Origin of the sequence: Limnobacter sp. UBA7229 (assembly GCF_002473065.1) — a bacterium.
GTDB lineage: Bacteria > Pseudomonadota > Gammaproteobacteria > Burkholderiales > Burkholderiaceae_B > Limnobacter > Limnobacter profundi.
Genome location: NZ_DKTN01000022.1, coordinates 196,994 through 221,604, shown reverse-complemented (window position 1 = coordinate 221,604; position 24,611 = coordinate 196,994). Strand labels below are relative to the sequence as shown.

Sequence of the window (24,611 nt, the reverse complement as noted above, 5' to 3'; positions counted from 1 at the left end):
AGGTTAGATCTAGCCTCAATCAATACCTCTCAGGAATATCAAACCCCTCATGGATGCTTTAACCCTAAAGAAAATGGTGGCCAAGGCCGCGCTTGAATATGTCCAGCCGGGCACCGTGCTCGGCGTGGGTACAGGTTCAACGGTGGATTGTTTTATTGATGCTTTGGCTGAGTCAGGTATTCAACTCAAAGGCGCAGTGTCTTCTTCGGTACGGTCTGAGAAAAAGCTGCGTGAAATTGGTGTGCCAATTGTTGACATGAACGATGTGGAAAGCTTGTCAGTCTACGTGGATGGCGCCGATGAGGTAGACCCAGCCAATTGTTTGATCAAAGGTGGTGGTGGCGCCAACACCCGCGAAAAAATTGTGGCTGATATTTCAGACAAGTTTGTGTGTATTGCTGACCAATCAAAACTGGTGCAAGTGTTGGGGGCTTTTCCTCTGCCGGTTGAAGTGTTGCCCATGGCACGCAATGCAATCGCACGAAAGCTAACCGCACTGGGTGGGCAGGTGAAGCTGCGCGAGGGTTTTGTCACGGACAACGGCAATGTGATTCTGGACGTGGCTGGTTTGAAAATTACCGACCCGGTTGCCATGGAAAAAGAGATTAACCATTGGCCAGGCGTTGTTACAAATGGGCTTTTTGCGATTCGAAATGCTGATGTAGTGTTAATCGCAACAGCAGATGGTATAAAAACCCTTTAATCCTCCTTACAGGCAGGACTAAGACCTGAATAATTGTGCAGAACATGGCAGAATAAAGTGAACATGTGGCATGGTTTGACAAATTCTTGTCATGTGCATGTGCCACATTACATTGTTACAACAATTATCCGGGTAAGGAAGACAAATGACTGAACACACCTCCAAACAGTACGACGCCGAACTGGAGTCGCTGCGCACTCGCGTTCTACAGATGGGCGGCCTGGTGGAGAATCAGATCGTGTCAGCCATCGAAGGTTTGGGCGCGGCCGATACCCAAATTTTCAAGGACGTCATTCGTCGTGAGAAAGAAGTCAACGACATCGAGCTTGAAATCGATGAACTGTGCAATCACATCCTGGCCCGTCGCCAGCCTGCTGCGGTTGATCTGCGCTCGGTAATTGTGGCGATCAAAATGATTCGCGACCTGGAGCGAATCGGTGACGAAGCTGAAAAAGTGGCTCGTATGGGCATGATGATCGCAGATGCGGGCAAGCATTTTGTGCCCAAAGTCGATTTGCATCGCATTGCCAGCAACGCCATCGCCATGCTGCGCAAGGTTTTGGATTCTTATGCACGCGTTAACGCGGTTTCTGCGGCAGAAGTGGTCAAGGCCGATATCGAGGTGGATGATGAATTCAAGGCGATTTTGCGCCAGCTGATCACCTTCATGATGGAAGACCCACGCACCATTTCCCGCTCCATCGAAATTTTGTTCATCGCCAAAGCAATTGAGCGCATTGGTGATCACTCCAAGAACATGTCTGAACACGTGGTTTATATGGTAAAAGGCCGTGACGTTCGCCATCAGGGACCAGAAGTTGTGGCTCAGGAAGCTTCAGACAATTAATTGAGAGTTAATTGGCAAACGGCTTGAACTTGAGAAAGCAAGTGGCCCGCTTCACCAAATGTGTAGCGGGCTTTTTGTTGGGCAGCCGTTTTGCTTAAGGCTGATGTTTTCCCAAGAAAATCCACGCTACTGTAATTTTTGCAATGGTGCAGGTGCACAAGGCTGCGATCGTGTAGAAAAAAACACACGCCATGGTATTGAATTGCTCCAGCATGATCCCGGCGAAGTACATCAGCAGGGTTAATGCGATCCAGCGGCGTAAATAAGCCAGCAAGTGGTGTCGGTTGGCTTTGTTGTGAGCGATTGCCGCAGATCGTTGATACAACTCTTTCACGCTGGCATCGCGAAACAGCCAGTGAAAGAAAAAGTAGCGAAACAGCACGCTGTCTTGGAAGCTGGTCATGCTGAAAACTCCGGTTGACGGTTTCAGTATGCAACGGCTGGCGCAAGAAAAAAAGCCCCTGTGTTCAGGGGCTTTTTGATGTGCTGTGAGTGGGGTGTTTGACTGGTTGCCGCTTAGTTGCTGGGCGGCACATAACCGGCAGCTTGTTCGGCACCATCACCAAAGAAGTGCTTTTCCATTTGTTCCATCAGGTACTTGCGGGCGCGAGCATCCGCCAGGCTCAGGCGGTTTTCGTTCACCAACATGGTCTGGTGTTTCAACCAGTCTTGCCAGGCTTGTTTGGACACATTCTCAAAAATTTTCTTGCCCAACTCACCGGGTGCGGGAGGAAAATCCAAGCCTTCTGCCTCTTTACCCAATTTAATGCAGTTCACTGTGCGTGCCATTGTTTACTCCTTTTAACCCCTTGTCGGGATCAATTCTCGGGTTTAATTCTTCGCGGATTAATTGTCTACTTTTGCGTATTTTACAAAATCAAAGCCCCACGCGCGTTCCGGGGTGGCTGTATTGGTAATCCGTTCAACTTCCCTGAACAGCTGGCGATCCCATTGGGGAAAGCTGGCATCGCCTTCAAAGCTTTGATGTATCTCGGTCAGTATCAGTTCATCAACCAGGTTTTGGTTCAGGGCCTGCTGATACAAATTACTCCCACCAATCAAAAATACCTGTTCAAAATTTGAAAGCCAATTCAGTGCATTGGGCAAGTTCGTGGCTGTTGCAATTTGAGTGGCACCGCCCTCGGGTAGCGCTGCGGGGTATGCAATCACGCTGCGTGGCGTGCCGTCTTTGGCAGGTGCGGGTGCCCAGTGTACATTGCCCGACAACACCACATTCAGGCGCCCAGGCAGTGGGCGGTTGATGGATTCATAGGTTTTTCGGCCCATCAGCACCGGGCAGCCCAAAGTGGTCTGCTTAAAGAAAGCAAGGTCTTCTGGCAAGTGCCAAGGCAGGCTGTTGTTGATGCCAATAATGCCGTTTTTGGCCACTGCGGCCACGATGGATACTTTCATGCCTTATACCGCCACTGGCGCTTTGATGTGCGGGTGGCAAGTGTAATTCAGAATTTCGAAATCTTCGAACTTGTAATCGAAAATGCTTTCAGGTTTGCGTTTGATTTGCAGTGTAGGCAGCGGGTGCGGCTTGCGGCTTAGTTGCTCGGCCACCTGTTCCATGTGGTTGCTGTACAAATGGCAATCGCCACCTGTCCACACAAAGTCACCAACCTCAAGGTCGCATTGTTGCGCAACCATGTGGGTGAGCAGGGCATAGCTGGCAATGTTGAAAGGTACACCGAGGAAAATATCGGCACTGCGCTGGTACAGTTGGCAACTCAGTTTGCCGTCTGCCACATAAAACTGAAACAGCGCATGGCAGGGTGGCAGCTTCATGTTGTTGATTTCAGCCACGTTCCAGGCGCTCACAATGTGGCGGCGAGAATCGGGGTTATTCTTGATTTGCTGCATCAACTGGGAAATTTGGTCAATGTGGCGGCCGTCGGCCGTGGGCCAGCTTCGCCACTGCACGCCATACACCGGGCCCAGGTTGCCATTCTCATCGGCCCACTCGTCCCAAATGCTGACGCCGTTTTCCTTCAGGTAACGAATGTTGCTGTCGCCCATCAAAAACCACAACAACTCGTGAATGATGGAACGGGTGTGCAGCTTCTTCGTGGTCACCATGGGGAAACCGTCTTGCAGATTAAAGCGCATTTGGTAACCAAACACGGAACGAGTGCCCGTGCCGGTGCGGTCCATTTTGTCGGTGCCGTGGTCCAGCACGTGCTGCATCAAGTCAAGGTACTGTTGCATGTTGATTTCGCTGCAAATTCCGGGGGGTCGTTAGTCTGCTAAGTTTACCTTGTTGGAAAGCCCAAACGTTGCGAACCCGGAAAATTCAAGCCATCACTTTCTGTGCATGCTCATTGATGAACTGAAGCGATGCCAACTTGGCATACAAACCTTGCCGCGCCATCAAATCCTTGTGGGTACCCATCTCCACAATTTTGCCTTCATTCATCACCACAATTCGGTCAGCAGCCATGACGGTAGCCAGGCGGTGGGCAATAATCAGGGTAGTTCGACCGTGTCGGCTTTTCTCGATTGCTTGCTGCACCAGTTGCTCGCTTTCTGCATCCAGGCTGGCGGTGGCTTCATCCAGCAAAAGCAAGCCAGCGTCTCGCAGCACGGCGCGCGCAATAGACACCCGTTGGCGTTCCCCGCCACTCAGGCGCACCCCTTTTTCGCCCACATTGGTATTCAAACCCTCGGGCATTCGGTGCACAAAATTGGTGGCCGCTGCGTCGGCCAGTGCCTTGTCAACTTCCTCGGCGGTGGCGTTGGGTCTGCTGTACCTCACGTTGTCTTGCAGGCTGCCTGAGAAAATAACCGCTTCTTGAGCCACATAGGCGCAATTGGCTCGCCATTGCTCCAGGTGCAGGCTTTCCAGTGCCTTGCCTTCAATTAAAATCTGCCCCTGGTTTACGTCGTACCAGCGCAGCAGCAGGCTGAAAAGCGTCGATTTTCCTGCACCCGAGGGGCCAACCACGGCAAGCGTTTCGCCGCGCTGAATACTCAAGTTGAAATCTTGAAGAATGAATTTTTCCGGCGCTGAAGGATAGGCAAAATCAACATGACTGAATTCGATCAAAAAGCCACCCTGTTTCGCGGGTGGGGGAAGGCCATGTTTGTGAATGGTCGTGTCGAGATTGAGCAACTCAACCAGGCGCTCGGCCGCACCTGCTGCACGCTGAAATTCACCGAGTACCTCCGATAACGCAGCGAAACCGGCGCCCACAAAGGCCGCGTACATCACAAACTGGGCCAGTTCACCCGCGCTCATTTCGCCGCTGGCCACTGCCTTTGCGCCCATCCACAACACCACCACCAAGCCTGCGAACGCAAGGCCGATCGCAACAAACAACAAAGCGGAACGGTTCACGGTGCGCCTGCGCGCGGTTTGGTAAGTTTGCTCACTGGAGGTGGTGAATTTTGAAGCCTCGGTGTGCTCCTGATTGAAGGCTTGTACGGTGGTAATCTGGTTCAAAACCTCTTGTGCAATCGCGCTGCTGTCGGCCAGTTTGTCTTGGCTGGCCCGCGACAATTTGCGAACCCTGCGTGCCAATATCACCACCGGCACCATCACCACAACAACCAACAACAGCACAGCACCTGAAAGCAAGGGGCTTGTGAGCAGCAGCATCACCAAGCCGCCCAGTGTGGTCAGGCTGTTGCGCAAAAAGAATGACAGGCTGCTGCCAATCAGGGTTTGAATCAGCGTGGTGTCAGCGGTCAAGCGAGACAAAACTTCACCAACCTTTAAGGTTTCAAAAAACTCGGGGCGTTGCACCAGCAAGTGGCTGTAGACACGGTTGCGAAGATCGGCGGAAATTCGTTCGCCCAGTGTGGTTACCAAGTAAAACCGCACCGCACTGGCCATGGCCAGCACAAACACCAGCACCAGCAGGTATCCAAATGCACTGTTCAAACCCTCGGGGTTTTCACCCGCCAGAAAACCACTGTCGATCAGCCAGCGAAACATGACTGGCATGGTCAACGACATGGCCGAGCCCAGCAGAAGGGCACCCAGGGCAGCAAACGCCCAGGCCTTGTGGGGGCTGACCAAGGAGGCCAGGGTTGACCCCAGCGTTTGAAGTTTGTTGGTGTTGCTCATGCGGTGAGTGGTAAGTGGCTCAAAGTTGCATGGGGCGATCATACCCTGTCATTTCAAGGTAGCCGCGCCCCCAGGGTGAAGCATTGGCGCTTTTCACGTGTATGGCGCCTTCCCAATACAGGGTGCCAGTGCTGGCGCGCGCGTCCAGTTCCTGATCATCAAACAAGGGGTGAAGTTCAAAGCGTTGATCGTCCAGCTTAAGCGTCTGGGACACCGGGTATTCAATGCCGGTTCGGCTTGACTTCCAGCGTTTCAACACCTCGAATTGAACCTGTTTGAAATTGCGCACAGTGCCGTCCGCCAGTCGAAGGGCTGCATGGGTCCACACAGGCGGTTTGGTGGTGTCGCGATCGCGAATTTGGAATGCCATCAAGGCTTCGCCTTGGCTGCCATGCAAACCCACCCAGTCCCAACCTTGAGCGTTCGGGGCCAGCACGGTGCTTGACCATTCATGGTCCATCCAGAAGGTGCCTTGCACTGGCAATGTTTTGTTCTCCACGCGAACTGTGCCGCTGCTGCGCATGTGGGGCAGGGTGATGTAATAACTCGATTGCTCCGCTTTGGGTCCTTTTTGCGAGTAGCCACCCTGGCCTTGCATCCACGGTGTTTGTGTTGGTTCCATGCGCAAGTCGATTGTCAATTGCGGGGTGTTAATTTTGCATTGCCAATGCTCGCCTTGCGCAGTTTGTAATTGCCAGCCTGGCATTTGGATGTTCAAGACCTGTTGCTTTGTGCTTTGAATCAAGGCGCCGCCGCTGCCCGCACGGCGAATAATTTGATCGTGCTTCAACTTGCCTGCCGAAGGCATGGCCACAGCAGCGTGGGCGAACAACAATTGTTTGGGTGAAAAGGCGCTGGGGTTCAGCACATGCACATTGGGCGCAGACCGAAAAAATGTAATTTGCACACCCAAAGGTTCGCCCAATTCCGGGCTTTCAAACCAGCCTGTGAAGTACCACCATTCGGTTCGGAACGCTGGATGTGCGCCATGGTCACGGGGCAGGGTGGGCGGTATGCTTGCATTGGGTTGGGCATACACCCGCTGCAAGCCTCGTTCGGCCAGCGCAAAGCCCATATGTGCGAATAGTGGCATGCCCAGCCCGGCTTTCAACAAATCCCGCCGCTTCATGCCCAGTCCTCTTTCAATTGCTCGACCAATCGAGTACCCAGTTTGTTGCGAAGGGCCAGCGTCACGGTGGCGCTGCTCATGGCAATCAGCACCAACACCATGGCGCCCAGGTCGTGCCACGGTGTGAACCATTCCATGGTCCAGTGAAAAGATTGCGGGTTCACCACAAAAATTAAAATGGCAGCAAATGCCAAACCAATCATCAAACCCACCAAAGCAGCCAGGGCCGATGCAATCAGGGCTTCACGTGCAATCAGTTTCAAGATCCAGTTTGGGCTGGCCCCCATGGCGCCCAGCAAGGCGAATTCGCGCTTGCGTTGCAGGGCCATGGCCGAAAACGTAGTGCCCACGCCAAACAGGCCGATCACTACGGCCGCAATTTCCAGCAGGTAGGTGACGGCAAAGCTGCGATCGAAAATATCCAGGCTTAATTGTCGAATTTCACCCGGCTCTGCAAAGTCAATTTTTTGCGCAACCGCTGTGCTGCTGGCAGCCTGTTCAATGCGTGCCACCATCTCTTTTACAGTTACATTCTCTTGTGGCCAAACAGCACCTTGTGTGTCTTTGAATTGCACATTAAATTGCTTGAGCAGTTCTGCCTTGGGCAGCACAATTGCGCCGTGTTGGCGGGTGTAGTCCCGCCACACGCCCATCACTGTGGTGGGTACAAGCACGCCTTGGTCCAGTTGCAGTTCAAGTGTGCTACCGGCTTGCAGGCCATACAAATCGGTCATGGGTTCACTGACCCACACGGGCAATGTGCCTGCTTTGGGCTCGTCGATTGTATTGCCGGTCATGGGTAGGCGCTGTGCAGCAGCCTGAACTGAAATGGGCCGGGCAATCAGTTCAACGGCGGGTCTTTTGGGATTGAGCACAATCGATTGTTGTCCCCAAAATTCAACCAGTTCCACGCCCGGCAGTTCAGCCACTTTTTGCTGAAAGGCATCGGGAAACACCGGGATGCTCGAGCTGCTCAGTTTTATATACAAGGGGGCGGGCAATACTTGCGTAAGCCAGTTGTCCAGCGAATGGCGAAAGCTGTAGATCATCACATGCATGGCCACCACCAAAGCAAAACTCGCAACCACGCCCGACAATCCCACAGCCAGTAAATTCGGAGTGCTGGCCAAGCGCGATTTTGCGAGATCTGCCATTTGGGCCAGCTGCGCCGGCGGGCGTATAAAGCCGCGCACCACCAAGCCAATCATTGCGATGCCTCCGAACAAACCAAAAGCCACTGCCAGGTAACCACCCACCGGAATATTTCCGTAAGGGGGAATAAACAAGCAGGCAGCGGCTACCCCGCAAAGCAGCAAGCCAACCCAGTGCGCTTTGTTGGCAAACTGCAGGCCCGCCTCTTCGGTGCCTGCACGCAGGCGTTGGTGCAAAGCCATTTGACCAGTTTGCAAGGCAGGCGACAAACCGCCCAGCAAGGTGGCCACTACACCAAAACCGGCAAAAAGCAAGGTATCCAAAGGGGGCAAAGCCACTGTGCTTTGCGTGGTTTGAAAGTAACCAGCACCCAAGTCAACACCCAAATAACGAACCACGGCCAGGGACAAACCCCAGCCCAAGGCCACGCCCAGCACGCCACCCACAAGGCCACAACACATCGATTCAAACAACACCTGCATGCGCAGTGCGCTGGCCCGAGCGCCCAGGGCAGCCAGCAGTGCCCACTGGCGTGAGCGTTGTGCCACTGCCAGCATTTGCGTAGAGAAGGTTAAAAAGCCACCCGTGAGCAATGCAACCATGGCCAGAATCGACAGGTTGGCGCGATAGGCTTGCGAGACACTGGCTCCTCGTGTGCCTTGTTCACTGGGCGTCTCAAGGCGGCCCAACTCTGAAAACTCATCGCCATATTGCCGTTGAAAACTGGCCGGGGTCACGCCCTCCTGAAGTTTTAAATCGATCCGGGAAATCTGCCCCAGCGTGCCCAAGCGCCATTGCACCGCTGCGATATCTGCCACGGCAAGCAGCTGCCCGCTACCGGCTGCGGGTACCGTGCCCGCAGCCTGCCATTCCAGGCTTGAGTTGTTGTGAAGTGTGGTCAGTGTGTTTTGTTCACCGGGTAGTTGTTCTTTCAGAGCCGGGCTTACAAAAACATAAGTGGAGCTCAGCAAAGGGATCTCGCCTTGTTGTGCGGTGTCGTTTGTTTCATCACTGCTTTGCCCAATCAAGTTGGGCGTGACCGCCGCAGCTGTGAACACATCCAACCCTAGCCAGCGCACCGGTTTGTCAAAACCCTGCATGGGTACGACGATATCGATGACTGGCGATGCCACTGCCACCTCGGGCAAGGCGGCAAGTTGTTCAAGAATTGTTTCAGGCAGCAGAGAACTGTGCGGCAACAACTGCAAATCAGCTTGTCCCGAGAATTGCCGCACGCCGTTGTTGAACTGATCAAGCGCCTGCTTGTGAATAAGATGCACGGCAAACCCCAGCCCCACACCCACTGCAATTGAAATGGTAGCGATCAGCCACTTCACCGGTTGATCACGCAAGGCGCCAGCAAACAGTTGCAGCTTTAAAGCCAAGCTTGGTGGCAATGCCATGGTTCAGGCCTTGTTGGCTGCATGGGCAGCCAAATTTTCAACCGGGTTTAATTCAGCCGTAGGGTGCTCGGCCAAATGGTGGTCGGCCAAATTCAGGCGATGATTCAAATGACTGGCGGCTTTTACAGAATGGGTCACCATGACCAAGGCGCAACCCTGCGCTGAACATGCGTCAAGCAACACTTGCAGCACCCGCTCGGCATTGTCTTCGTCCAGGTTACCAGTCGGCTCATCTGCAAGAATCAATGGCGGGTTTAAGGCCAAGGCGCGTGCAATTGCCACGCGCTGTTGTTCTCCACCCGACAATTCGCGCGGGTAGCTTCTGGATTTGTGACTAATACCCACTTGATCCAGCAGTTGAATGCACCTTGAGTGGTTGGGTTTTTCGCCTGCCAGTAGAAACGGCAATTCAACGTTTTGTTGCGCGTTTAAGTGTGGCATCAGATAGTAGGCTTGAAACACCAAGCCAACATGCCGAAGCCGCCTGGCTGCAATTTGATTGGTGTTCAAGGTGTGAATTGCAGTGCCAGCCCAATACACCTCGCCAGTGTCGGGCTTGTCCAGCCCGGCCATTAAATGAAGCAGGGTGGATTTACCTGACCCCGATTCACCGATCACGGCAAGAGACTGCCCCTGTTGCAATTGAAGACTGACGTCGGTGAACAGCTTAACGCCACCGAGGGTTTTTGAAACCCCCGCCACTGCGAGGGTTGTTGAACTTGTTTGCTGTTGGTTCACCCGAATTACCGCCTTGTGGTGAAACGTTTAAGGAATCGATTCCTTATTCTGCCATGCCGCCTACCACTGTGCTGTAGCCTGCATCCACATAGGTAATTTCGGCAGTAATGCCACGCGCCAAATCGGAAAGCATGAATGCGGCCGTATTGCCAACATCGTCAATGGTCACGTTTCGGCGCAGGGGTGCAGCTTCCTCAACGGCGTGCAAAATTTTGCTGAAACCTTTAATGCCTGCCGCAGCCAGGGTCTTGATTGGACCAGCTGAAATACCGTTCACGCGGATACCCTTTGGACCCAGTGATTCAGCCAGGTAGCGAACCGATGCTTCCAGCGATGCCTTGGCCAAGCCCATGGTGTTGTAGTTGGGCACCATGCGAACAGAGCCCAGATAGCTGAGTGTGAGCAAAGCGCCTTCGCGGCCTTGCATCATGGGATAGGCCGCTTTGGCCAGTGCCGGGAAACTGTAGGCTGAAATGTCGTGCGCAATGCGGAATGCTTCGCGCGAAATACCTTCCAGAAAGTCACCTGCAATGGCCTCGCGCGGGGCAAAGCCAATGGCGTGCACCAAACCGTCCAAACCATCCCAGTGCTTGGCCAGTTCAGTGAACAGGTTCTCAATTTGGGTGTCCTCGGCCACATCCAGCGGAAACACCAGCTTGGAGTTGAACTCGGCGGCCATGTCTGTAACACGGTCAATGAAACGCTCGGTTTGGTAAGTGAAGGCCAGTTCAGCGCCCTGCGCGTGGCAGGCCTTGGCGATACCGTAAGCGATTGAACGGTTTGACAAAAGGCCTGTGATAAGAATTTTTTTACCGGCTAGGAATCCCAATTTGTATTGCTCCTGAGAATGAGTTGTGAGTTTTCACTTAGTGCCTATCATTTAGGGCCTATTATAGGCAATTCACAGGGCAATCGACTTCAGGGGCGGTTAGACAAAGGCTTGGGGTTGGCCGACAGCTTCTTGGGCGCAGTGCTCGTCAACCCGATCGGGGCCAGGTAGCCCTGAAACTGTTCGGCACAATTTTCCCAGGTAAAAGTGCTGGCGTGCTTCAACGGTACATCGCGTTCAATTTTCAATGCGGCCATGGCAGCGGTTTTCAAGTTCCAGTCCAGCACGCCTGCACCGGAATTGCCAACCACGTCCAGCGGCCCGTTCACAGGGAACGCTGCCACGGGGCAGCCGCTGGCCATGGCTTCAAGCAGCACCAGCCCGAAGGTGTCAGTCATGCTGGGAAACACAAACACATCGGCACGTTTGTATAACTCTGAAAGCGCCGCGTGATTCAGCATGCCGAACCATTTGGCCTCTGGGTATTGTTTCTCGAGCGCCTTGCGTGCCGGGCCGTCGCCAGCAATCCATTTTTCGCCCGGCAGTTCAAGGCTCAAAAATGCGTCCAGATTCTTTTCCACAGCCACACGGCCTGCGTACAGAAACACCGGTTTCTCAATGCTACAGGCATTCAAGCGGTGCAGCAGCTCAACCTGTTGGGCATCGTCGGTAGGCAGGTCGCGGGGGCTGTAACTCATGTGCTTGCTGGCTGCCGATTGTTCCGGATTGAAGCGTTTCAAGTCAACACCCCGTTGCCACAATACGCAATTGTTCAAGCCACGGCCTTGCAATGTTTTGATGACCGACAAAGTGGGCACCATGACAGCGCGGGAAGGTTTGTGAAACCAGCGCAGCAGCGCGGCAGTAAAGCGAATCGGAATGCCCGACCTTGCTTTGACATACTCGGGAAACTGGGTGTGGTAGGCCGTTGTAAATGGCAATTTGCGACCATGCGCCAGCAGCCGCATGGCCAAGCCAATTGGCCCTTCGGTCACAATATGCACAGCCTGGGGTTTGAATCGGTCCAGCTCGTTGCGCAGCCGCGTGAAAGGCCACAAGGCCAGTCGAATTTCAGGGTAGGTTGGGCAGGGAATGGTTTTAAACAAGCCCGGATGAATCACCCGTACCTCGTGGCCCTGCGCGGTCAGTTGTGCCACCACCTGGCTAAGCGTTTGCACTACACCGTTGACTTGCGGTGCCCAGGCGTCGGTTGCAATCAGAATTCGCATGGTGGTTTACTCCGCTACCGTGTGCGCAAGCGCTTTTTGTTTGCGAACCGGCAGGTCACGGTGTGGCCAGTGAACAATGTCCAGTTTTCCGCAGGGATGCTCAACCAGCGCGGTCAGGCTTTCAACCCAATCGCCGTCGTTGCAGTAAAGCAAGCCGTCCACTTCTTTAATCTCGGCTTTGTGAATGTGGCCACACACCACACCGTCGTAGCCACGGTGTTTGGCCTCGTGAATTAGCGCGTGTTCAAACTCAAGAATGAAGTTCACGGCGTTTTTGACTTGCTGTTTCAAAAACTGCGACAGTGACCAATACGGGTAGCCCAGCTTGATTCGAATATTGTTCAACACCCGGTTCAAAGTCAGCGCAAAGTTGTACAGCGTGTCGCCCAGGTAGGCCAGCCATTTGGCATAGCGCACCACCTGGTCAAACTCATCACCGTGCACCACCCACAGGCGTTTGCCGTCTGCGGTCACGTGCACTGCGTTTTCCATAATCGGAATGTCGCCGAAGGTCATGCCAGCAAACTGGCGCGCGGCCTCGTCGTGGTTGCCGGGAATAAACACCACCTGTGTGCCCTTGCGCGCCTTGCGCAACACCTTTTGAATGACATCGTTGTGGCTTTGCGGCCAAAACCAGCTTTTGCGCAGCTGCCAGCCATCGATAATGTCGCCCACCAGGTAAAGCGTGTCGCTTTCATTGTGTTTCAGGAAGTGGAGCAGGGCGTCTGCCTGGCAACCGGGCGTACCCAGGTGAATGTCTGAAATCCAGATGGTGCGGTATTTGTTAGACCCCTGCTCATCAGCGGCAGGATCAACTTCAGAAACATGCTGCTGAGCAGTTGGCTCAACGAGTGGTTCGGTGGTCGCTTTCGCAAACAGTTGTTCGGCAAGTTGCTGCTTGAAATTCAACTGGTTCGAGCGCATTTTTAATGTCCATGTTCTTGTCATGGCACCCATTAAACGCGCTCGATTTGACTACCTTGTGACAGTTATATGACTCTTTTTTGACAGAAAAATCGATGCCCCGGAAGTTTTATGACTTGTTTTATTTCGATTCCAGGCTTTTTGGCAGCCACCAAGTGAAGCCATACAGCAAGGTTTTTGACACCACCTCCATGGTTGGCAGGTTTTTGCCGCGCAATCGCAAGAAGGCAATCGGCAGTTCCAGCGTGTGTGCTACCAGCAACAACGCGGCCAGAACCAACAGGAAAGGCATCACAAGGCTGATCAACAAATAGGCTGGAACCACAATCCAGAAGCCGTTCATGACTTTGCGCATGGATTCAAACGATTGGGGGTTTACTTTAATGGCCATTTGTTTTCCTTGTGGGTGAGAGCATGCAAAATTGAATATGACAATAGTTCTTGTCAGAAGTCTTGTCAAGCGTGTTTGGACTTGCCCCCGCAGGCGCACTGGTGTATATTTCGCACTCTTCTTTAGGACCGTAGCTCAGCTGGTTAGAGCGCTGCCTTGACATGGCAGAGGTCGCTGGTTCGATTCCAGTCGGTCCTACCAACACTCCCCTTTCAAAACTAATTCACCAAGATTTTTTTTCCGTTGCACAATGGTCGTATCAGGGTTCGCGTTCGCGACCTGAAACCTTCAGGAGTGTCGACCATGGGTCATGAACAGAAAAGCAACAAAATGGACAAAAAGAAGGCTTTGAGCACGCCGAAGGAAAAGAAGGCAGCCAAGAAAGTGAAGAAAGACATCAAGGAAGGCATTCACAAACCCAAAATTGTTTGATTGAACAAGCTTTTGTCAGCAATCAACAGCTTTTTAGTGAACAGGCATCATTCAAAAGGCTAAAATAGAGGGTTGCAAAGAATTTTATTTAAGCCCATTCAATCGTAAGGGAAGTACCTATGCCAGTAATCCGCCTGCCTGACGGATCCGAACGTGTTTTCGATCACCCTGTGACAGTCGCCCAAGTGGCGGCCAGCATTGGCCCTGGTTTGGCGAAAGCCGCCTTGGCCGGCACAGTGAACGGCACGCTGGTTGACACCTCTTACACCATTGAAAACGACGCCACCCTGTCTATCGTCACTGAAAAAGACGACGAAGGGCTGGACATGATCCGCCATTCCACAGCCCACTTACTTGCCTATGCCGTGAAGGAATTGTTCCCCTCTGCGCAGGTCACCATTGGCCCTGTGATCGAAGACGGGTTTTACTACGACTTTTCCTACGAGCGCCCCTTCACCCCTGAAGATCTGGAAGCGATCGAGAAAAAAATGACCGAGTTGGCCAGGCTCGATGAAGTAGTTACTCGCGAAGAATGGGTGCGCGATGATGCCGTGCAGTTTTTCAAAGACCAGGGCGAACACTACAAGGCCGAAATTATTGCCAGCATTCCAAGCAATGAAAATATTTCGCTGTACCGCGAAGGCAAGTTCATTGACCTGTGCCGTGGTCCACACGTGCCCAATACCGGCAAACTGAAACACTTCAAGTTGATGAAAGTGGCTGGTGCCTATTGGCGCGGCAACTCCAACAATGAAATGTTGCAGCGTATTTATGGCACAGCCTGGACCAAAAAAGAGGACCTGGCCGCCTACCTGCACCGCCTTGAAGAAGCTGAAAAGCGCGACCATCGCAAACTGGGCAAACAGCTGGACTTGTTCCACATGCAAGATGAAGCCCCCGGCCTGGTGTTTTGGCACCCCAAGGGTTGGGCTTTGTGGCAGCAGGTTGAGCAGTACATGCGCAAGGTGTACGTAGATGGTGGTTACCAGGAAATTCGTTGCCCTCAAATTTTGGACCGCAAGTTGTGGGAGAAGTCTGGCCACTGGGAGAACTACAAAGAAAACATGTTCACCACTGAATCGGAAAAGCGCGACTACGCCCTAAAGCCGATGAACTGTCCGGGTCACATCGAGGTATTCAAGAGCGATTTGCGTTCATACCGCGACTTGCCCATGCGCTATGGCGAGTTTGGTGCGTGCCACCGAAATGAAAGCTCGGGTGCCTTGCACGGCATCATGCGTGTGCGTGGATTCACCCAAGACGACGGCCATATTTTCTGTACCGAAGACCAGGTGCAGGAAGAGGTCACCAAGTTCAACCAAGTGGCCATGCAGGTATACGCAGACTTTGGTTTCAATGAAATCAATGTGAAGCTGGCCTTGCGCCCTGAAGCCCGTTTGGGTACCGATGAAACCTGGGACAAAGCAGAAGACTCCTTGCGCGCGGCTTTGAAGGCTTGCGGTGTGCAGTGGACCGAGTTGCCGGGCGAGGGCGCATTTTATGGCCCCAAAATTGAATACCACATGAAAGACTCGATTGGTCGTTCATGGCAGTGCGGCACCATTCAGGTGGACTTCCAGTTGCCTGGTCGCTTGGGCGCTGAATATGTGGCCGAAGACAACAGCCGCCGCGTACCTGTAATGCTTCACCGCGCCATTGTGGGCTCTATGGAACGATTCATCGGCATTTTGATTGAAAACCATGCAGGTGCCATGCCCTTGTGGCTGTCGCCCGTGCAAGTGGTGGTGGCCACCATCACCGAGGCGCACAATGAATACGCCCACAATGTGGTGCAAATGTTGAAAAAACAAGGCATTAGGGTTGAGGCGGATTTGCGTAATGAAAAGATCAATCGTAAAATCCGTGAGCATACAATGCAGAAAACCCCGTATATCGCCGTAATCGGCGATGCGGAACGTGATGCAAACCAAGTTGCCGTGCGCTTGCGCGGCAACGAAAACCTGGGCTCCTTGCCTGTTGATGACTTTATTCAGCGCCTGCTGGGTGAAATCAACAGCAGGGCCTGATTTTATTTAACCAGAAGAAAGAGGCTAGACATCGTAGCAGAAAAGAAAAATCGCATTAACGAGGAAATCCGTATCCCCGAAGTGCGCCTCATTGGAATTGAGGGTGAGCAGTTAGGCATCGTTAAAACACCAGACGCCCTGCGTATGGCTGAAGAAGGCGGTGTGGATTTGGTGGAAATTGCGCCTCAGGCAGTGCCCCCGGTGGCCAAGCTGATGGATTACGGCAAGTTCCGCTACCAAGAGCAAAAGAAAGCCGCGGAAGCCAAGTCCAAGCAAAAACAAGTTCAAATCAAGGAAATCAAGTTCCGCCCGGGAACAGACGACGGCGATTACAACGTGAAGTTGCGTAATTTGACCCGTTTTCTGGAAGACGGCGACAAGTGCAAGGTTACCTTGCGCTTTCGCGGACGCGAAATGGCTCACCAGGACATTGGGGCCCGCCTTTTGGAGCGTGTTCGCACCGATCTCGATGAGATCGGCGTTGTCGAGCAAATGCCCAAGATGGAAGGTCGCCAAATGGTCATGATGATTGCTCCTCGCAAGAAGTAAGCACTGAGAGCCTGAAGTTTTCCAAAAGTATTGCCCAGAACAGCAAACCCGCGTTATAATCGCGGGCTTGCTGCATTGTGCGTAAAACCACAAAGCAACAAATTGCCCACCAGGTCAGAAAAGTGCTTCGTCGAAGCCACCTGCAAGCATGTACAGGAGCACCAAGATGCCCAAGATGAAGACCAAAAAGAGCGCCGCAAAGCGTTTCTTGGTCCGTTCAAGCGGATCGATCAAGCGTGGCCACGCCTTTAAGCGCCACATCCTCACCAAGAAAACGACCAAAAGCAAGCGTCAACTGCGCGGCATGGAAACGATTCACAAATCAGACATCGGTCGCGTGCGCGACATGATGCCTTACGCATAACCGGGAGGAGTGACAAATGCCTAGAGTAAAACGTGGTGTAACGGCTCGCGCCCGTCACAAAAAAGTAATCGCCCAAGCCAAAGGCTTCCGCGGTCGTCGTAACAATGTATTCCGCGTTGCCAAGCAAGCGGTAATGCGTGCTGGTCAGTACGCATACCGTGACCGTCGCAACAAGAAGCGCGTATTCCGCGCCCTGTGGATCACCCGAATCAACGCCGCAGTGCGTGAACACGGCATGACCTACAGCGTGTTTATCAATGGCTTGAAGAAAGCTGCCATTGGCCTTGACCGCAAGGTATTGGCTGACCTGGCAGTGACCGACAAAGCAGCGTTTGCTGCCATCGTGGGTCAAGTGCGCGCAGCGCAGGCTTAATTCACCAGCCAAGTCAAATATTTGTCACAAGTGTAGCCCCTGAGGTTTTTCACTTAAGTTGGCGAAAAGACTAAACAAAACGGAGCTCTCGGGCTCCGTTTTTGTTTTCAGGCGGTACAATTCAGGGCTCTACTCAAAGCCGTTCCAATCTCAAAAAGAATCGACCCAATACCCATGGATGCTTCGCTTTTAGCCATTCTTACCGAGGCCGAACAGGCCATGTCCTCGGCAACAGACCCAGCCAGTCTTGAAAACATCAAGGCCCAGTTTTTGGGCAAGCAAGGCAAAGTTACCGAGCTGCTCAAAGGCATGGCTGCGCTGTCGCCCGAAGAAAAGAAAACCCGTGGCGCGGAAATCAATCAATTGAAACAGCAGGTTGAAGCTGTGTTGAATGCCAAGCGCCAGGCGCTGGCCGATTCCGCCATGCAAGCCAAGTTGCATGCGCAGGCAATCGATGTCACCAAGCCAGGCCGCATGCGTGGAACTGGCGGTTTGCATCCAGCCATGCACACACTTGAACGCATTGAAGAAATTTTTACCACCATTGGTTTTGATTTGGCCGATGGTCCTGAAATTGAAACCGACTTTCACAACTTCACTGCATTGAACACGCCCGAGAATCACCCCGCGCGTTCCATGCACGACACCTTCTATGTAGAAGGCACTGGCGGTAACCTGCTGCGCACGCACACTTCGCCCATGCAGGTGCGTTACATGCAAACCAACAAACCGCCCATTCGCATTATTGCGCCGGGCCGTGTGTATCGCGTGGACAGCGATGCCACCCACTCGCCCATGTTTCACCAGGTTGAAGGTTTGTGGATTGACCAGGGTGTCAGCTTTGCCGATTTGAAAGCGGTGTTCATGGATTTCCTGAAAACCTTTTTCGAAACCGACGACATCACCATTCGGTTTCGCCCTTCGTTCTTCCCGTTCACGGAACCCTCTGCGGAAATTGACATGGCGTTTACCAGCGGCCCCAACAAGGGCAAGTGGCTGGAAATTGCCGGTTGCGGGCAAGTGCACCCCAATGTATTGCGCCACGTGGGCATCGACCCTGAAACCTACACGGGATTCGCATTTGGTGTGGGCCCCGATCGCTTGACCATGCTGCGTTACGGCATTAACGACTTGCGCCTGTTCTACGAAAACGACATTCGTTTTCTGCAGCAATTCAATTAAGTTTAATTCGGTTTAAACAAGCCAGTTTTGGATATTAAAAGATGCAATTCACAGAATCCTGGTTGAAGTCACTCGTCAACACACCATTGAACACTCAAGAGTTGGGCGACAAGCTCACCATGGCGGGTTTGGAAGTGGAAGAACTGGAACCGCTCGCCCCGGAATTTTCGGGTGTGGTGGTGGGTTTGGTTCTTAAAAAAGACAAGCACCCCGATGCGGATCGCTTAAGTGTGTGCCAAGTACAAGTGGCTGAAGGCGATGTGCGTCAAATTGTGTGCGGAGCCCCCAATGTGGCCGAAGGGCTGAAGGTGCCATGCGCTTTGCCCGGCGCGGAATTGCCAGGTGGTTTTAAAATTAAACCCACCAAAATGCGCGGCGTTGAAAGCGGTGGCATGTTGTGCTCTGGCAAAGAGCTGGGTGTACCGAGTGATGTAGATGGCCTGCATATTTTGAGCGAAGAATTCCCCGTGGGCGGCAATGTGCGTGAACTGCTCGGCCTGAACGAGATGAAGTTCACCCTGAAAATGACGCCCAACCGTGCGGATTGCTTGAGTGTTTGGGGCGTAGCCCGTGAAGTGGCGGCACTGACCGGTGCAACTTTGAATGCACCTTCATTTGTGCCCGTGTCCGCCACCATCAACGATACGTTGAAAGTTACTGTGGAAAACACCGAACTTTGCGGCCGCTTTGCCGGGCGTGTTATTCGCGGTGTGAACAACCATGCAAAAACCCCTCAGTGGATGGTTGATCGCCTGGAAGGCGCAGGCCAGCGCAGCTTGAACGCACTGGTAGATATTTCCAACTACGTGATGCTTGAACTGGGCCGCCCCAGCCATGTGTTCGACCTGGACAAAGTGCAGGGCGACCTCACCGTGCGTTGGGCACGCGAAGGCGAAAAGCTGAAGCTGCTGAACGAGATGGAAGTGGCCTTGAAGCCGCACATGGGCGTGATTTGCGATGCCAATGGCCCGGAAGCGCTGGCTGGCATTATGGGTGGTGACCACACTGCGGTGAATGAAGGCACTACCAGTATCTTTGTTGAAGCTGCGTTTTGGCACCCCGACGCCATTGTGGGCCGTGCACGTGAATTCAATTTCTCGTCGGATGCCTCACACCGCTTCGAACGTGGCGTGGACTTCCAAACCATTCCAGAACACATTGAACGTATCACTGCCTTGATTCTGGAAATTTGCGGTGGCCAGGCTGGCCCTGTGGTGGACCAGGTGTTGAACCTGCCCGCGCGCAAGCCTGTAACCTTGCGCCATGCCCGCGCTGAAATGGTCATTGGCATGCCATTTACCGTTGAACAAGTAAAAGACGTGTTCACCAAGCTAGGCTTTGAATTCACCGCCGAGGGGCAGGGCGCTGAAACGCGTTATGTGGTCAACCCGCCGAGCTACCGTTTCGACATCAACATCGAAGAAGACCTGATCGAGGAAGTGATTCGTGTGGTGGGCTACGACAGCCTGCCTTTGCGCGCACCCATGGGCAAACTGAAAATGTTGCCTGCCGCTGAAGGCAAAATTGGCCGCCATGTCATTCGCCGTCAAGTGGCTGCGCTGGGTTACCAGGAAGTAGTTAGCTACAGCTTCACGCCCGAACAGTGGGAAGCCGATTTCAACGCCAACACCAACCCGGTTCGTTTGTTGAACCCGATTGCCAGCCACCTTAGCGTAATGCGCTCTACCTTGATTGCCAGCCTGACTGGTGTGTTGAAACACAATCTGGGTCACCGTGTAGACCGCCTGCGTGTGTTTGAAGTGGCCCGCGTTTTCGAGAAAGACGACAAGGTGCAAGACGGTGCACAAACTGTAGCTGGCTTCAAACAAACCTGGAAAGTGGGTGGTTTGGCGTATGGCTTGGCTGACCAATTGCAATGGGCTGCCAGCAACAATCGCGCACTCGACTTTTTTGATGTGAAAGGCGATGTAGAACAACTGCTGCACGGTCGCAAGGTAGATTTCGAGGTGTTTGAAGTTGCAAACCCGCACCCAGCTTTGCACCCAGGCCGTAGCGCCCGTGTACTGGTGAACAAACAGCCCATTGGTTTTGTTGGTGAACTGCACCCCAGGTTGGCTCAGGAATACGATTTGCCACAGGCACCGATTGTGTTCGAATTGTTGCTGGATGGCTTGAATACGCGCAAATTGCCAGCTTTCAAAGAAGTTTCGAAGCAGCCAGTTGTGGTTCGAGACCTGGCATTTGTAGTAGAGCAAAATATTGCTGCTGCGCAACTTAAAAAAGCATTCACGGAAGTGAAAGATGACAACCTTGCTTGGCTGAAATCGGTTATCCTTTTCGATGAATTCGTACCGAAAGAAGAAGGTAAGGGCCTGAATCTAAATGAGAAAAGTTTGGCGTTCAGGCTGACTCTTCAGGCCAGCGACCGCAGCCTGACTGACGCAGACATCGAGCCTTTGTTGAAAAAAATGATTGACCAGGCAGGCCAGCGTTGTGCGGCCCGCTTGCGATAAATATTGATAAATAGGTAGAACTCACTGTGGATCAATTTGTGTTGAACGACGACCGAAGCAACGAAACTACTGCCCGCACGGACCGCATGGACCTGATTGAAGATGGTCTGGCCTCGGGCTCCCTGACCAAGGCTGAATTGGCTGAAATGTTGTTTGATAGCCTGGGCCTGAACAAACGCGAAGCCAAAGACTTCGTGGATGCGTTTTTCGATGAAATTCGCACCACGCTTGAAGGCGGCGACTCTGTGAAATTGTCGGGTTTTGGCAATTTCCAGCTGCGTGACAAACCCCAACGCCCCGGTAGAAACCCAAAAACTGGCGAAGAGATTCCCATTGCGGCGCGTAGAGTGGTAACCTTTCATCCCAGCCAGAAACTTAAAGCTTTGGTTGAATAATTTTCACTAAATTATTTAAGTACAAGCCAATTACTCAATGCAAAAAACCGTAAACGCAGACGGAGCGCCACCCACAGCCAGCTTGCCGCCCATTCCGGCCAAGCGCTACTTCACCATTGGTGAGGTCAGCGAGCTGTGCGGCGTAAAAACCCACGTGCTTCGTTATTGGGAGCAAGAATTCACGCAATTGAAGTCGATTACCCGACGTGGCAATCGTCGTTACTACCAGCACCACGAAGTGCTGTTCATTCGCAGAATTCGTGAACTGCTGTACGAACACGGCTTCACCATCAACGGTGCACGCAACCGTTTGGATCAGGAAAAAAATGGCCCGGCAGGCGACGCGCCGCTGCCCATTTTGATCGATCGGGAAGTTTTGAAAGAACAATTGCTAAATTTGCGCGAAGCCCTGAAAGCCTGAGCGTTTCATGTATAATCCAGCCTTCTCGGAATGTAGCGCAGCCTGGTAGCGCACTTGCATGGGGTGCAAGGGGTCGGAGGTTCGAATCCTCTCATTCCGACCAAAATTAAAGAAAGCCTGGGTTTAACAGCCCGGGCTTTTTTGTTTTTGAGTCGCCTTAATTCACTTGCTTGAATTGTTCGGCTCGTTCAATATTGCCCAGCAGCAGGTCCATCAACACCTTCTCGGGCAAATCCACATGCAAAAAGAAGCCTCACAAATTCAACAAGAGGTTCAGCACCTGTTTTCCCCCAATCCTTTGCCCAAGCCTTTGGCCGATCCCCTCAATTTGCTTCGCCCTGTTGTTGCATTTTTAATTGCAATTCAACTGCTCCTAGGGATTGGTTTGCTTGTTTTCGGCTTGGCGCAAGGCACAGTAGAGTTGTTGATTCAAGCGGGTGTACTTTTTGTAGCGCCCGCCTTTTTGGTCGTTGTGTACGCTTTGGCCTTGCCGAAGCAAACCACAAATATTTTCTATCTGCGAAGTTTCAAGAAAGATGCAAGCAGCTACAGAATTCGAGAACTACTCGAGGTGGTTTTGGGGCGCGGTTACAGGCTTTCTGGAATTCGTGACCCGAGAAAGCGCGTACCGCATTTTCTAAAACCACTTTTTCTTGTACCCATGATGTTGGCCTATGCGGGTTCAAAATATCTGAACCTGGAGGCCAAAGAGGACTGGAAGGCAAGGCTGTGGCGATCTCTTGCAGATGCCAAGGGAGTGGTACTCGACCTTCGTGACCTTACCGAGTTTGTGATCGAGGAAATTGAATTGGTGTTGGTGAGCATGCAGCCAGATCGAATTTTATTCATCGTTCAAAACGAACATGAGTTTGCACAGCTTAAAAACCGCCTGGCCAACAAGGGAGTGGCTGTTGCACCGCTCAGTCATGTGGTGGTTTGGGATGAAGCAATACCGGGCAATGAGGAACAATTTGCCTCTCGGTGTCAAACATACTGCCAACAACTACCTGGCCATGTTGCAGGTTTGGCGGTATCGGCTGCCCCGCTGATTCAAGCTTTTGTAAAAAGTACCCATGCCTTGAGGCTTGAGACAGCAAGTGCCTGGGCACAATACGCTGTGGGCATTGCCATGTTGTTTGCACTGTCGTCTGTGTCTGGTGAAACAGATCGGCTTGGTGAATGGCCTTGGTTGGGTTTTGTACTTGGAACACTGGTGGTGTTGCAGTTGGCCCTTTTGCTAAATCACTTTGTTGGTGTGGTTAAAAAAATGCGCATGGCCCGCCGTTTCAACCCAGCGTACAAGCTTCACCTTCGGGCTGATTTGATGAAAGGCTTGGGGCTTGGGCTTCTGCTGATTGTGATGGCAGCAGGTTTGGTGTTTGCGGGGATTCGCCATATTTACACTGGCTATTTGGACAGGGCAGAGCAAGTTCGGTTTGAAACAAGCTATCGAACACTTGAATTGATAACAATGGATGCATTTTTGAGTGGTGGCCCAGCCATTGTTGATGCACAAACCCTTCTGGAGGCACTGGGGCCTTCCTCGGCCAGTCCATTCAAACTGAATGGTACAAATTTGGACATGGTGAATTCACCCGGCAGCATTTGGGTGGCCGTACCTCAAACTGAAACTGAAAAAGCGACACTGGGTTTTAGTTGGGCCGGGATGGAAATTGCACCGCGCTGCACACCTGAAACCTTGAGCAAACTGGAACAGGAATTTGAAGCAGATTCATGGGTTTATGAAAACTGCTTGATGAATGGCCATTAGGATTTAGGAATTGTGGACTTTTTTACACCTCATTTTCTGTTGTTCAGGGAACTGCTTTAATTTTGCTAAAAATTCAACGTGTTCTTTTGAGACGAGTGCCTAAATTGGCTGACTGGTCTTTCGGTTTCACGGGGCTTGTCTGGTGTTGGGTTAATCAGGATTCTCTTCCCAACTATAGCTCCCCTGTTGATAAGTCAACACGCCTTCGGCGGCTTCGGTAGTCAACTGTACGCCATAGTCGCCATTTGGCAGTTCAATGTTTTGCCAAAGGCCTTGGCCTTCGCGCTGTTGCTGAAAAATTAAAATACCAGAATCATCAGTAGGCCCCTTGTTGCTAAGTAAATGGCCTGTACCCAGTTTTTGATTCGTTGAGCACTCAGCAACTAGCAATGCGCGTTGGCTATCGTTAAGGACTTGTATAGGCCAATAGAATGCCTGTATATCGCAATTGTGTTGTTGACAGGCTTGCAAGGCATTTCTAACCAGCACTGCGTACACACAGCGTTCTGCGGAGTCGCCGACCTTTCTGCCGATGAACAATTGTGTGGGCTGCACATTGCTCAATATTGAAATTGATGTGTCGGTTTTGTTTGACGGCTTCTGGCAAGCGGCCAATGTAAATACAGCGCAAGCAAGGCCAATTAAAAACATTGGATTTACTTGCATGACGTGTCGCGTAAACAAAGAAGTGAATCGAGCAGTTTCGTGCAATCTTGAAGATCGCTGCGCCGTGAGTAGGGAGGGTTTCTTGGGTTGGTCATTGCCCCTGTTGCTGCTCCAGAAAAATGTTCAATGTGGAGCATAGGGTGGAGGCCTTTGCCCAGGTTGCCAATTTTTCCAATTTGCTGCCCTGCCTCTACTACGGAACCAGTCTTCGGAATTCCATCGTGTGATATTTCACCATAGCGCACCACTCCAAGTGCCCCATGGTCAATTGTGACTTGAAAAGTACCTAAATAGAAATCACGCGACTCCACTACCCGGCCTGCTGTTATTGCCAGCACGGGAGAACCTAATGGTGCGTATAAATCGCAACCAGCGTGTGTGCGTCCGCTTGCCCGTTTTGCGCCAAAGCTTCGTGGCGTTTGCTTGTAAGAGTAGGTTGAGATCCACTCTGGAACAGGCCAGAATTTATTCATCGTTTAGTTTTAGTAAAAAAATTGAGCGTAGAGGCGTTATCGAGAGATGTCAAAAATGAGTATGGCT

General features: G+C 52.4%; 26 protein-coding genes and 2 tRNA genes. 14 read left to right on the top strand and 14 right to left on the bottom strand.

Features of this window, described 5'->3' with window-relative positions; translation table 11 throughout:
- Positions 1 to 49 precede the first annotated feature (49 nt).
- Together rpiA and phoU are read left to right on the top strand one after the other, a co-directional pair.
- A complete protein-coding gene (rpiA, locus tag B4C79_RS12845) occupies positions 50 to 703 on the top strand; it encodes a ribose-5-phosphate isomerase RpiA (protein WP_105028867.1) in 654 nt (217 codons plus the stop codon).
- A gap of 145 nt (positions 704 to 848) precedes the next feature.
- Positions 849 to 1,550 (top strand): phosphate signaling complex protein PhoU, encoded by a 702-nt coding sequence (gene phoU, locus B4C79_RS12840; protein ID WP_105028868.1) that lies wholly within the window; start codon positions 849 to 851, stop codon positions 1,548 to 1,550.
- 94 nt (positions 1,551 to 1,644) lie between these two features.
- Here phoU and B4C79_RS12835 read toward each other — a convergent pair whose 3' ends face one another.
- From B4C79_RS12835 to B4C79_RS12780, 12 genes are all read right to left on the bottom strand, one after another.
- Positions 1,645 to 1,953: a hypothetical protein gene (locus tag B4C79_RS12835; protein ID WP_291739366.1), complete on the bottom strand. Its 309-nt coding sequence runs from the start codon at positions 1,951 to 1,953 to the stop codon at positions 1,645 to 1,647.
- Between the two features lie 113 nt (positions 1,954 to 2,066).
- Positions 2,067 to 2,339: an oxidative damage protection protein gene (locus B4C79_RS12830; RefSeq protein ID WP_008249931.1), complete on the bottom strand. Its 273-nt coding sequence runs from the start codon at positions 2,337 to 2,339 to the stop codon at positions 2,067 to 2,069.
- 57 nt (positions 2,340 to 2,396) lie between these two features.
- Positions 2,397 to 2,963, bottom strand: coding sequence for a dihydrofolate reductase (locus B4C79_RS12825; RefSeq protein ID WP_171098692.1), 567 nt, complete (start codon positions 2,961 to 2,963; stop codon positions 2,397 to 2,399).
- A 3-nt stretch (positions 2,964 to 2,966) separates the two neighbouring features.
- Positions 2,967 to 3,761 carry a thymidylate synthase gene (gene thyA / locus B4C79_RS12820; protein ID WP_171098694.1) on the bottom strand — a complete coding sequence of 265 codons (795 nt, stop codon included), beginning with the start codon at positions 3,759 to 3,761 and terminating at the stop codon, positions 2,967 to 2,969.
- Positions 3,762 to 3,846: 85 nt separating this feature from the next.
- Complete coding sequence (locus tag B4C79_RS12815; RefSeq protein WP_291739365.1) at positions 3,847 to 5,622, bottom strand: ABC transporter transmembrane domain-containing protein; 1,776 nt, start codon at positions 5,620 to 5,622, stop codon at positions 3,847 to 3,849.
- Between the two features lie 19 nt (positions 5,623 to 5,641).
- A complete protein-coding gene (locus tag B4C79_RS12810; protein ID WP_291752114.1) occupies positions 5,642 to 6,751 on the bottom strand; it encodes a lipocalin-like domain-containing protein in 1,110 nt (369 codons plus the stop codon).
- Positions 6,748 to 9,306, bottom strand: a complete 2,559-nt coding sequence (locus B4C79_RS12805; protein ID WP_291739363.1) for an FtsX-like permease family protein — start codon at positions 9,304 to 9,306, stop codon at positions 6,748 to 6,750. Before B4C79_RS12805 ends, B4C79_RS12810 begins: the two co-directional genes overlap by 4 nt.
- 3 nt (positions 9,307 to 9,309) lie before the next feature.
- On the bottom strand, positions 9,310 to 10,044 hold the full coding sequence (locus B4C79_RS12800; protein WP_171098702.1) for an ABC transporter ATP-binding protein: 735 nt from the start codon (positions 10,042 to 10,044) through the stop codon (positions 9,310 to 9,312).
- A gap of 43 nt (positions 10,045 to 10,087) precedes the next feature.
- Positions 10,088 to 10,873 (bottom strand): enoyl-ACP reductase FabI, encoded by a 786-nt coding sequence (fabI, locus tag B4C79_RS12795; protein ID WP_105028873.1) that lies wholly within the window; start codon positions 10,871 to 10,873, stop codon positions 10,088 to 10,090.
- Positions 10,874 to 10,962: 89 nt separating this feature from the next.
- Positions 10,963 to 12,102 (bottom strand): glycosyltransferase family 4 protein, encoded by a 1,140-nt coding sequence (locus tag B4C79_RS12790; RefSeq protein WP_291742153.1) that lies wholly within the window; start codon positions 12,100 to 12,102, stop codon positions 10,963 to 10,965.
- 6 nt (positions 12,103 to 12,108) lie between these two features.
- On the bottom strand, positions 12,109 to 13,026 hold the full coding sequence (locus B4C79_RS12785) for a UDP-2,3-diacylglucosamine diphosphatase (RefSeq protein ID WP_291742156.1): 918 nt from the start codon (positions 13,024 to 13,026) through the stop codon (positions 12,109 to 12,111).
- A gap of 121 nt (positions 13,027 to 13,147) precedes the next feature.
- On the bottom strand, positions 13,148 to 13,417 hold the full coding sequence (locus B4C79_RS12780; RefSeq protein ID WP_291742159.1) for a hypothetical protein: 270 nt from the start codon (positions 13,415 to 13,417) through the stop codon (positions 13,148 to 13,150).
- A gap of 124 nt (positions 13,418 to 13,541) precedes the next feature.
- Between B4C79_RS12780 and B4C79_RS12775 the strand changes: the two genes are divergently transcribed.
- The 12 genes from B4C79_RS12775 (at position 13,542) to B4C79_RS12720 (ending at position 23,405) form a co-directional block, all read left to right on the top strand.
- Positions 13,542 to 13,618, top strand: a tRNA-Val gene (locus tag B4C79_RS12775).
- Between the two features lie 102 nt (positions 13,619 to 13,720).
- Positions 13,721 to 13,849, top strand: coding sequence for a hypothetical protein (locus tag B4C79_RS12770; protein ID WP_256367115.1), 129 nt, complete (start codon positions 13,721 to 13,723; stop codon positions 13,847 to 13,849).
- Between the two features lie 119 nt (positions 13,850 to 13,968).
- The gene (gene thrS / locus B4C79_RS12765; protein WP_291742162.1) at positions 13,969 to 15,876 is read left to right on the top strand and encodes a threonine--tRNA ligase; all 1,908 of its coding nucleotides are present in this window, start codon (positions 13,969 to 13,971) and stop codon (positions 15,874 to 15,876) included.
- 30 nt (positions 15,877 to 15,906) lie between these two features.
- A complete protein-coding gene (infC, locus tag B4C79_RS12760) occupies positions 15,907 to 16,425 on the top strand; it encodes a translation initiation factor IF-3 (RefSeq protein WP_105028882.1) in 519 nt (172 codons plus the stop codon).
- Between the two features lie 166 nt (positions 16,426 to 16,591).
- On the top strand, positions 16,592 to 16,789 hold the full coding sequence (gene rpmI / locus B4C79_RS12755; RefSeq protein WP_105029855.1) for a 50S ribosomal protein L35: 198 nt from the start codon (positions 16,592 to 16,594) through the stop codon (positions 16,787 to 16,789).
- A 16-nt stretch (positions 16,790 to 16,805) separates the two neighbouring features.
- Positions 16,806 to 17,162, top strand: coding sequence for a 50S ribosomal protein L20 (gene rplT, locus B4C79_RS12750; protein WP_008249959.1), 357 nt, complete (start codon positions 16,806 to 16,808; stop codon positions 17,160 to 17,162).
- A gap of 219 nt (positions 17,163 to 17,381) precedes the next feature.
- Entirely contained in the window at positions 17,382 to 18,344 is a 963-nt protein-coding gene (pheS, locus tag B4C79_RS12745) for a phenylalanine--tRNA ligase subunit alpha (protein ID WP_371832434.1), read from the top strand.
- A 41-nt stretch (positions 18,345 to 18,385) separates the two neighbouring features.
- Complete coding sequence (gene pheT / locus B4C79_RS12740) at positions 18,386 to 20,818, top strand: phenylalanine--tRNA ligase subunit beta (protein WP_291742172.1); 2,433 nt, start codon at positions 18,386 to 18,388, stop codon at positions 20,816 to 20,818.
- Positions 20,819 to 20,904: 86 nt separating this feature from the next.
- Positions 20,905 to 21,213: an integration host factor subunit alpha gene (locus B4C79_RS12735; protein WP_335618416.1), complete on the top strand. Its 309-nt coding sequence runs from the start codon at positions 20,905 to 20,907 to the stop codon at positions 21,211 to 21,213.
- A gap of 37 nt (positions 21,214 to 21,250) precedes the next feature.
- Positions 21,251 to 21,634 carry a MerR family transcriptional regulator gene (locus B4C79_RS12730; RefSeq protein WP_008249966.1) on the top strand — a complete coding sequence of 128 codons (384 nt, stop codon included), beginning with the start codon at positions 21,251 to 21,253 and terminating at the stop codon, positions 21,632 to 21,634.
- A 26-nt stretch (positions 21,635 to 21,660) separates the two neighbouring features.
- Positions 21,661 to 21,737: transfer RNA gene (locus B4C79_RS12725), tRNA-Pro, on the top strand.
- A gap of 135 nt (positions 21,738 to 21,872) precedes the next feature.
- Positions 21,873 to 23,405 (top strand): hypothetical protein, encoded by a 1,533-nt coding sequence (locus B4C79_RS12720; protein WP_291752107.1) that lies wholly within the window; start codon positions 21,873 to 21,875, stop codon positions 23,403 to 23,405.
- 150 nt (positions 23,406 to 23,555) lie between these two features.
- On the opposite strand, the gene B4C79_RS12715 is transcribed toward B4C79_RS12720, so the two are convergent.
- Together B4C79_RS12715 and B4C79_RS12710 are read right to left on the bottom strand one after the other, a co-directional pair.
- A complete protein-coding gene (locus tag B4C79_RS12715; protein ID WP_291752105.1) occupies positions 23,556 to 24,071 on the bottom strand; it encodes a hypothetical protein in 516 nt (171 codons plus the stop codon).
- Positions 24,062 to 24,544, bottom strand: coding sequence for a M23 family metallopeptidase (locus B4C79_RS12710; protein ID WP_291752103.1), 483 nt, complete (start codon positions 24,542 to 24,544; stop codon positions 24,062 to 24,064). Before B4C79_RS12710 ends, B4C79_RS12715 begins: the two co-directional genes overlap by 10 nt.
- Positions 24,545 to 24,611 lie beyond the last annotated feature (67 nt).

Bases quoted from the DNA above. Each gene is read 5' to 3' on its own strand.
- pheT (WP_291742172.1), top strand. From the start codon at position 18,386: ATGCAATTCACAGAATCCTGGTTGAAGTCACTCGTCAACACACCATTG.
- phoU (WP_105028868.1), top strand. From the start codon at position 849: ATGACTGAACACACCTCCAAACAGTACGACGCCGAACTGGAGTCGCTG.
- B4C79_RS12735 (WP_335618416.1), top strand. From the start codon at position 20,905: ATGGACCTGATTGAAGATGGTCTGGCCTCGGGCTCCCTGACCAAGGCT.
- B4C79_RS12780 (WP_291742159.1), bottom strand. From the start codon at position 13,417: ATGGCCATTAAAGTAAACCCCCAATCGTTTGAATCCATGCGCAAAGTC.
- B4C79_RS12730 (WP_008249966.1), top strand. From the start codon at position 21,251: ATGCAAAAAACCGTAAACGCAGACGGAGCGCCACCCACAGCCAGCTTG.
- B4C79_RS12815 (WP_291739365.1), bottom strand. From the start codon at position 5,622: ATGAGCAACACCAACAAACTTCAAACGCTGGGGTCAACCCTGGCCTCC.
- B4C79_RS12825 (WP_171098692.1), bottom strand. From the start codon at position 2,963: ATGAAAGTATCCATCGTGGCCGCAGTGGCCAAAAACGGCATTATTGGC.
- B4C79_RS12770 (WP_256367115.1), top strand. From the start codon at position 13,721: ATGGGTCATGAACAGAAAAGCAACAAAATGGACAAAAAGAAGGCTTTG.
- B4C79_RS12805 (WP_291739363.1), bottom strand. From the start codon at position 9,306: ATGGCATTGCCACCAAGCTTGGCTTTAAAGCTGCAACTGTTTGCTGGC.
- B4C79_RS12710 (WP_291752103.1), bottom strand. From the start codon at position 24,544: ATGAATAAATTCTGGCCTGTTCCAGAGTGGATCTCAACCTACTCTTAC.
- thrS (WP_291742162.1), top strand. From the start codon at position 13,969: ATGCCAGTAATCCGCCTGCCTGACGGATCCGAACGTGTTTTCGATCAC.
- B4C79_RS12830 (WP_008249931.1), bottom strand. From the start codon at position 2,339: ATGGCACGCACAGTGAACTGCATTAAATTGGGTAAAGAGGCAGAAGGC.
- pheS (WP_371832434.1), top strand. From the start codon at position 17,382: ATGTCCTCGGCAACAGACCCAGCCAGTCTTGAAAACATCAAGGCCCAG.
- B4C79_RS12720 (WP_291752107.1), top strand. From the start codon at position 21,873: ATGCAAAAAGAAGCCTCACAAATTCAACAAGAGGTTCAGCACCTGTTT.
- B4C79_RS12835 (WP_291739366.1), bottom strand. From the start codon at position 1,953: ATGACCAGCTTCCAAGACAGCGTGCTGTTTCGCTACTTTTTCTTTCAC.
- B4C79_RS12810 (WP_291752114.1), bottom strand. From the start codon at position 6,751: ATGAAGCGGCGGGATTTGTTGAAAGCCGGGCTGGGCATGCCACTATTC.
- rpmI (WP_105029855.1), top strand. From the start codon at position 16,592: ATGCCCAAGATGAAGACCAAAAAGAGCGCCGCAAAGCGTTTCTTGGTC.
- B4C79_RS12715 (WP_291752105.1), bottom strand. From the start codon at position 24,071: ATGCAAGTAAATCCAATGTTTTTAATTGGCCTTGCTTGCGCTGTATTT.
- B4C79_RS12785 (WP_291742156.1), bottom strand. From the start codon at position 13,026: ATGCGCTCGAACCAGTTGAATTTCAAGCAGCAACTTGCCGAACAACTG.
- thyA (WP_171098694.1), bottom strand. From the start codon at position 3,761: ATGCAACAGTACCTTGACTTGATGCAGCACGTGCTGGACCACGGCACC.
- rplT (WP_008249959.1), top strand. From the start codon at position 16,806: ATGCCTAGAGTAAAACGTGGTGTAACGGCTCGCGCCCGTCACAAAAAA.
- B4C79_RS12790 (WP_291742153.1), bottom strand. From the start codon at position 12,102: ATGCGAATTCTGATTGCAACCGACGCCTGGGCACCGCAAGTCAACGGT.
- rpiA (WP_105028867.1), top strand. From the start codon at position 50: ATGGATGCTTTAACCCTAAAGAAAATGGTGGCCAAGGCCGCGCTTGAA.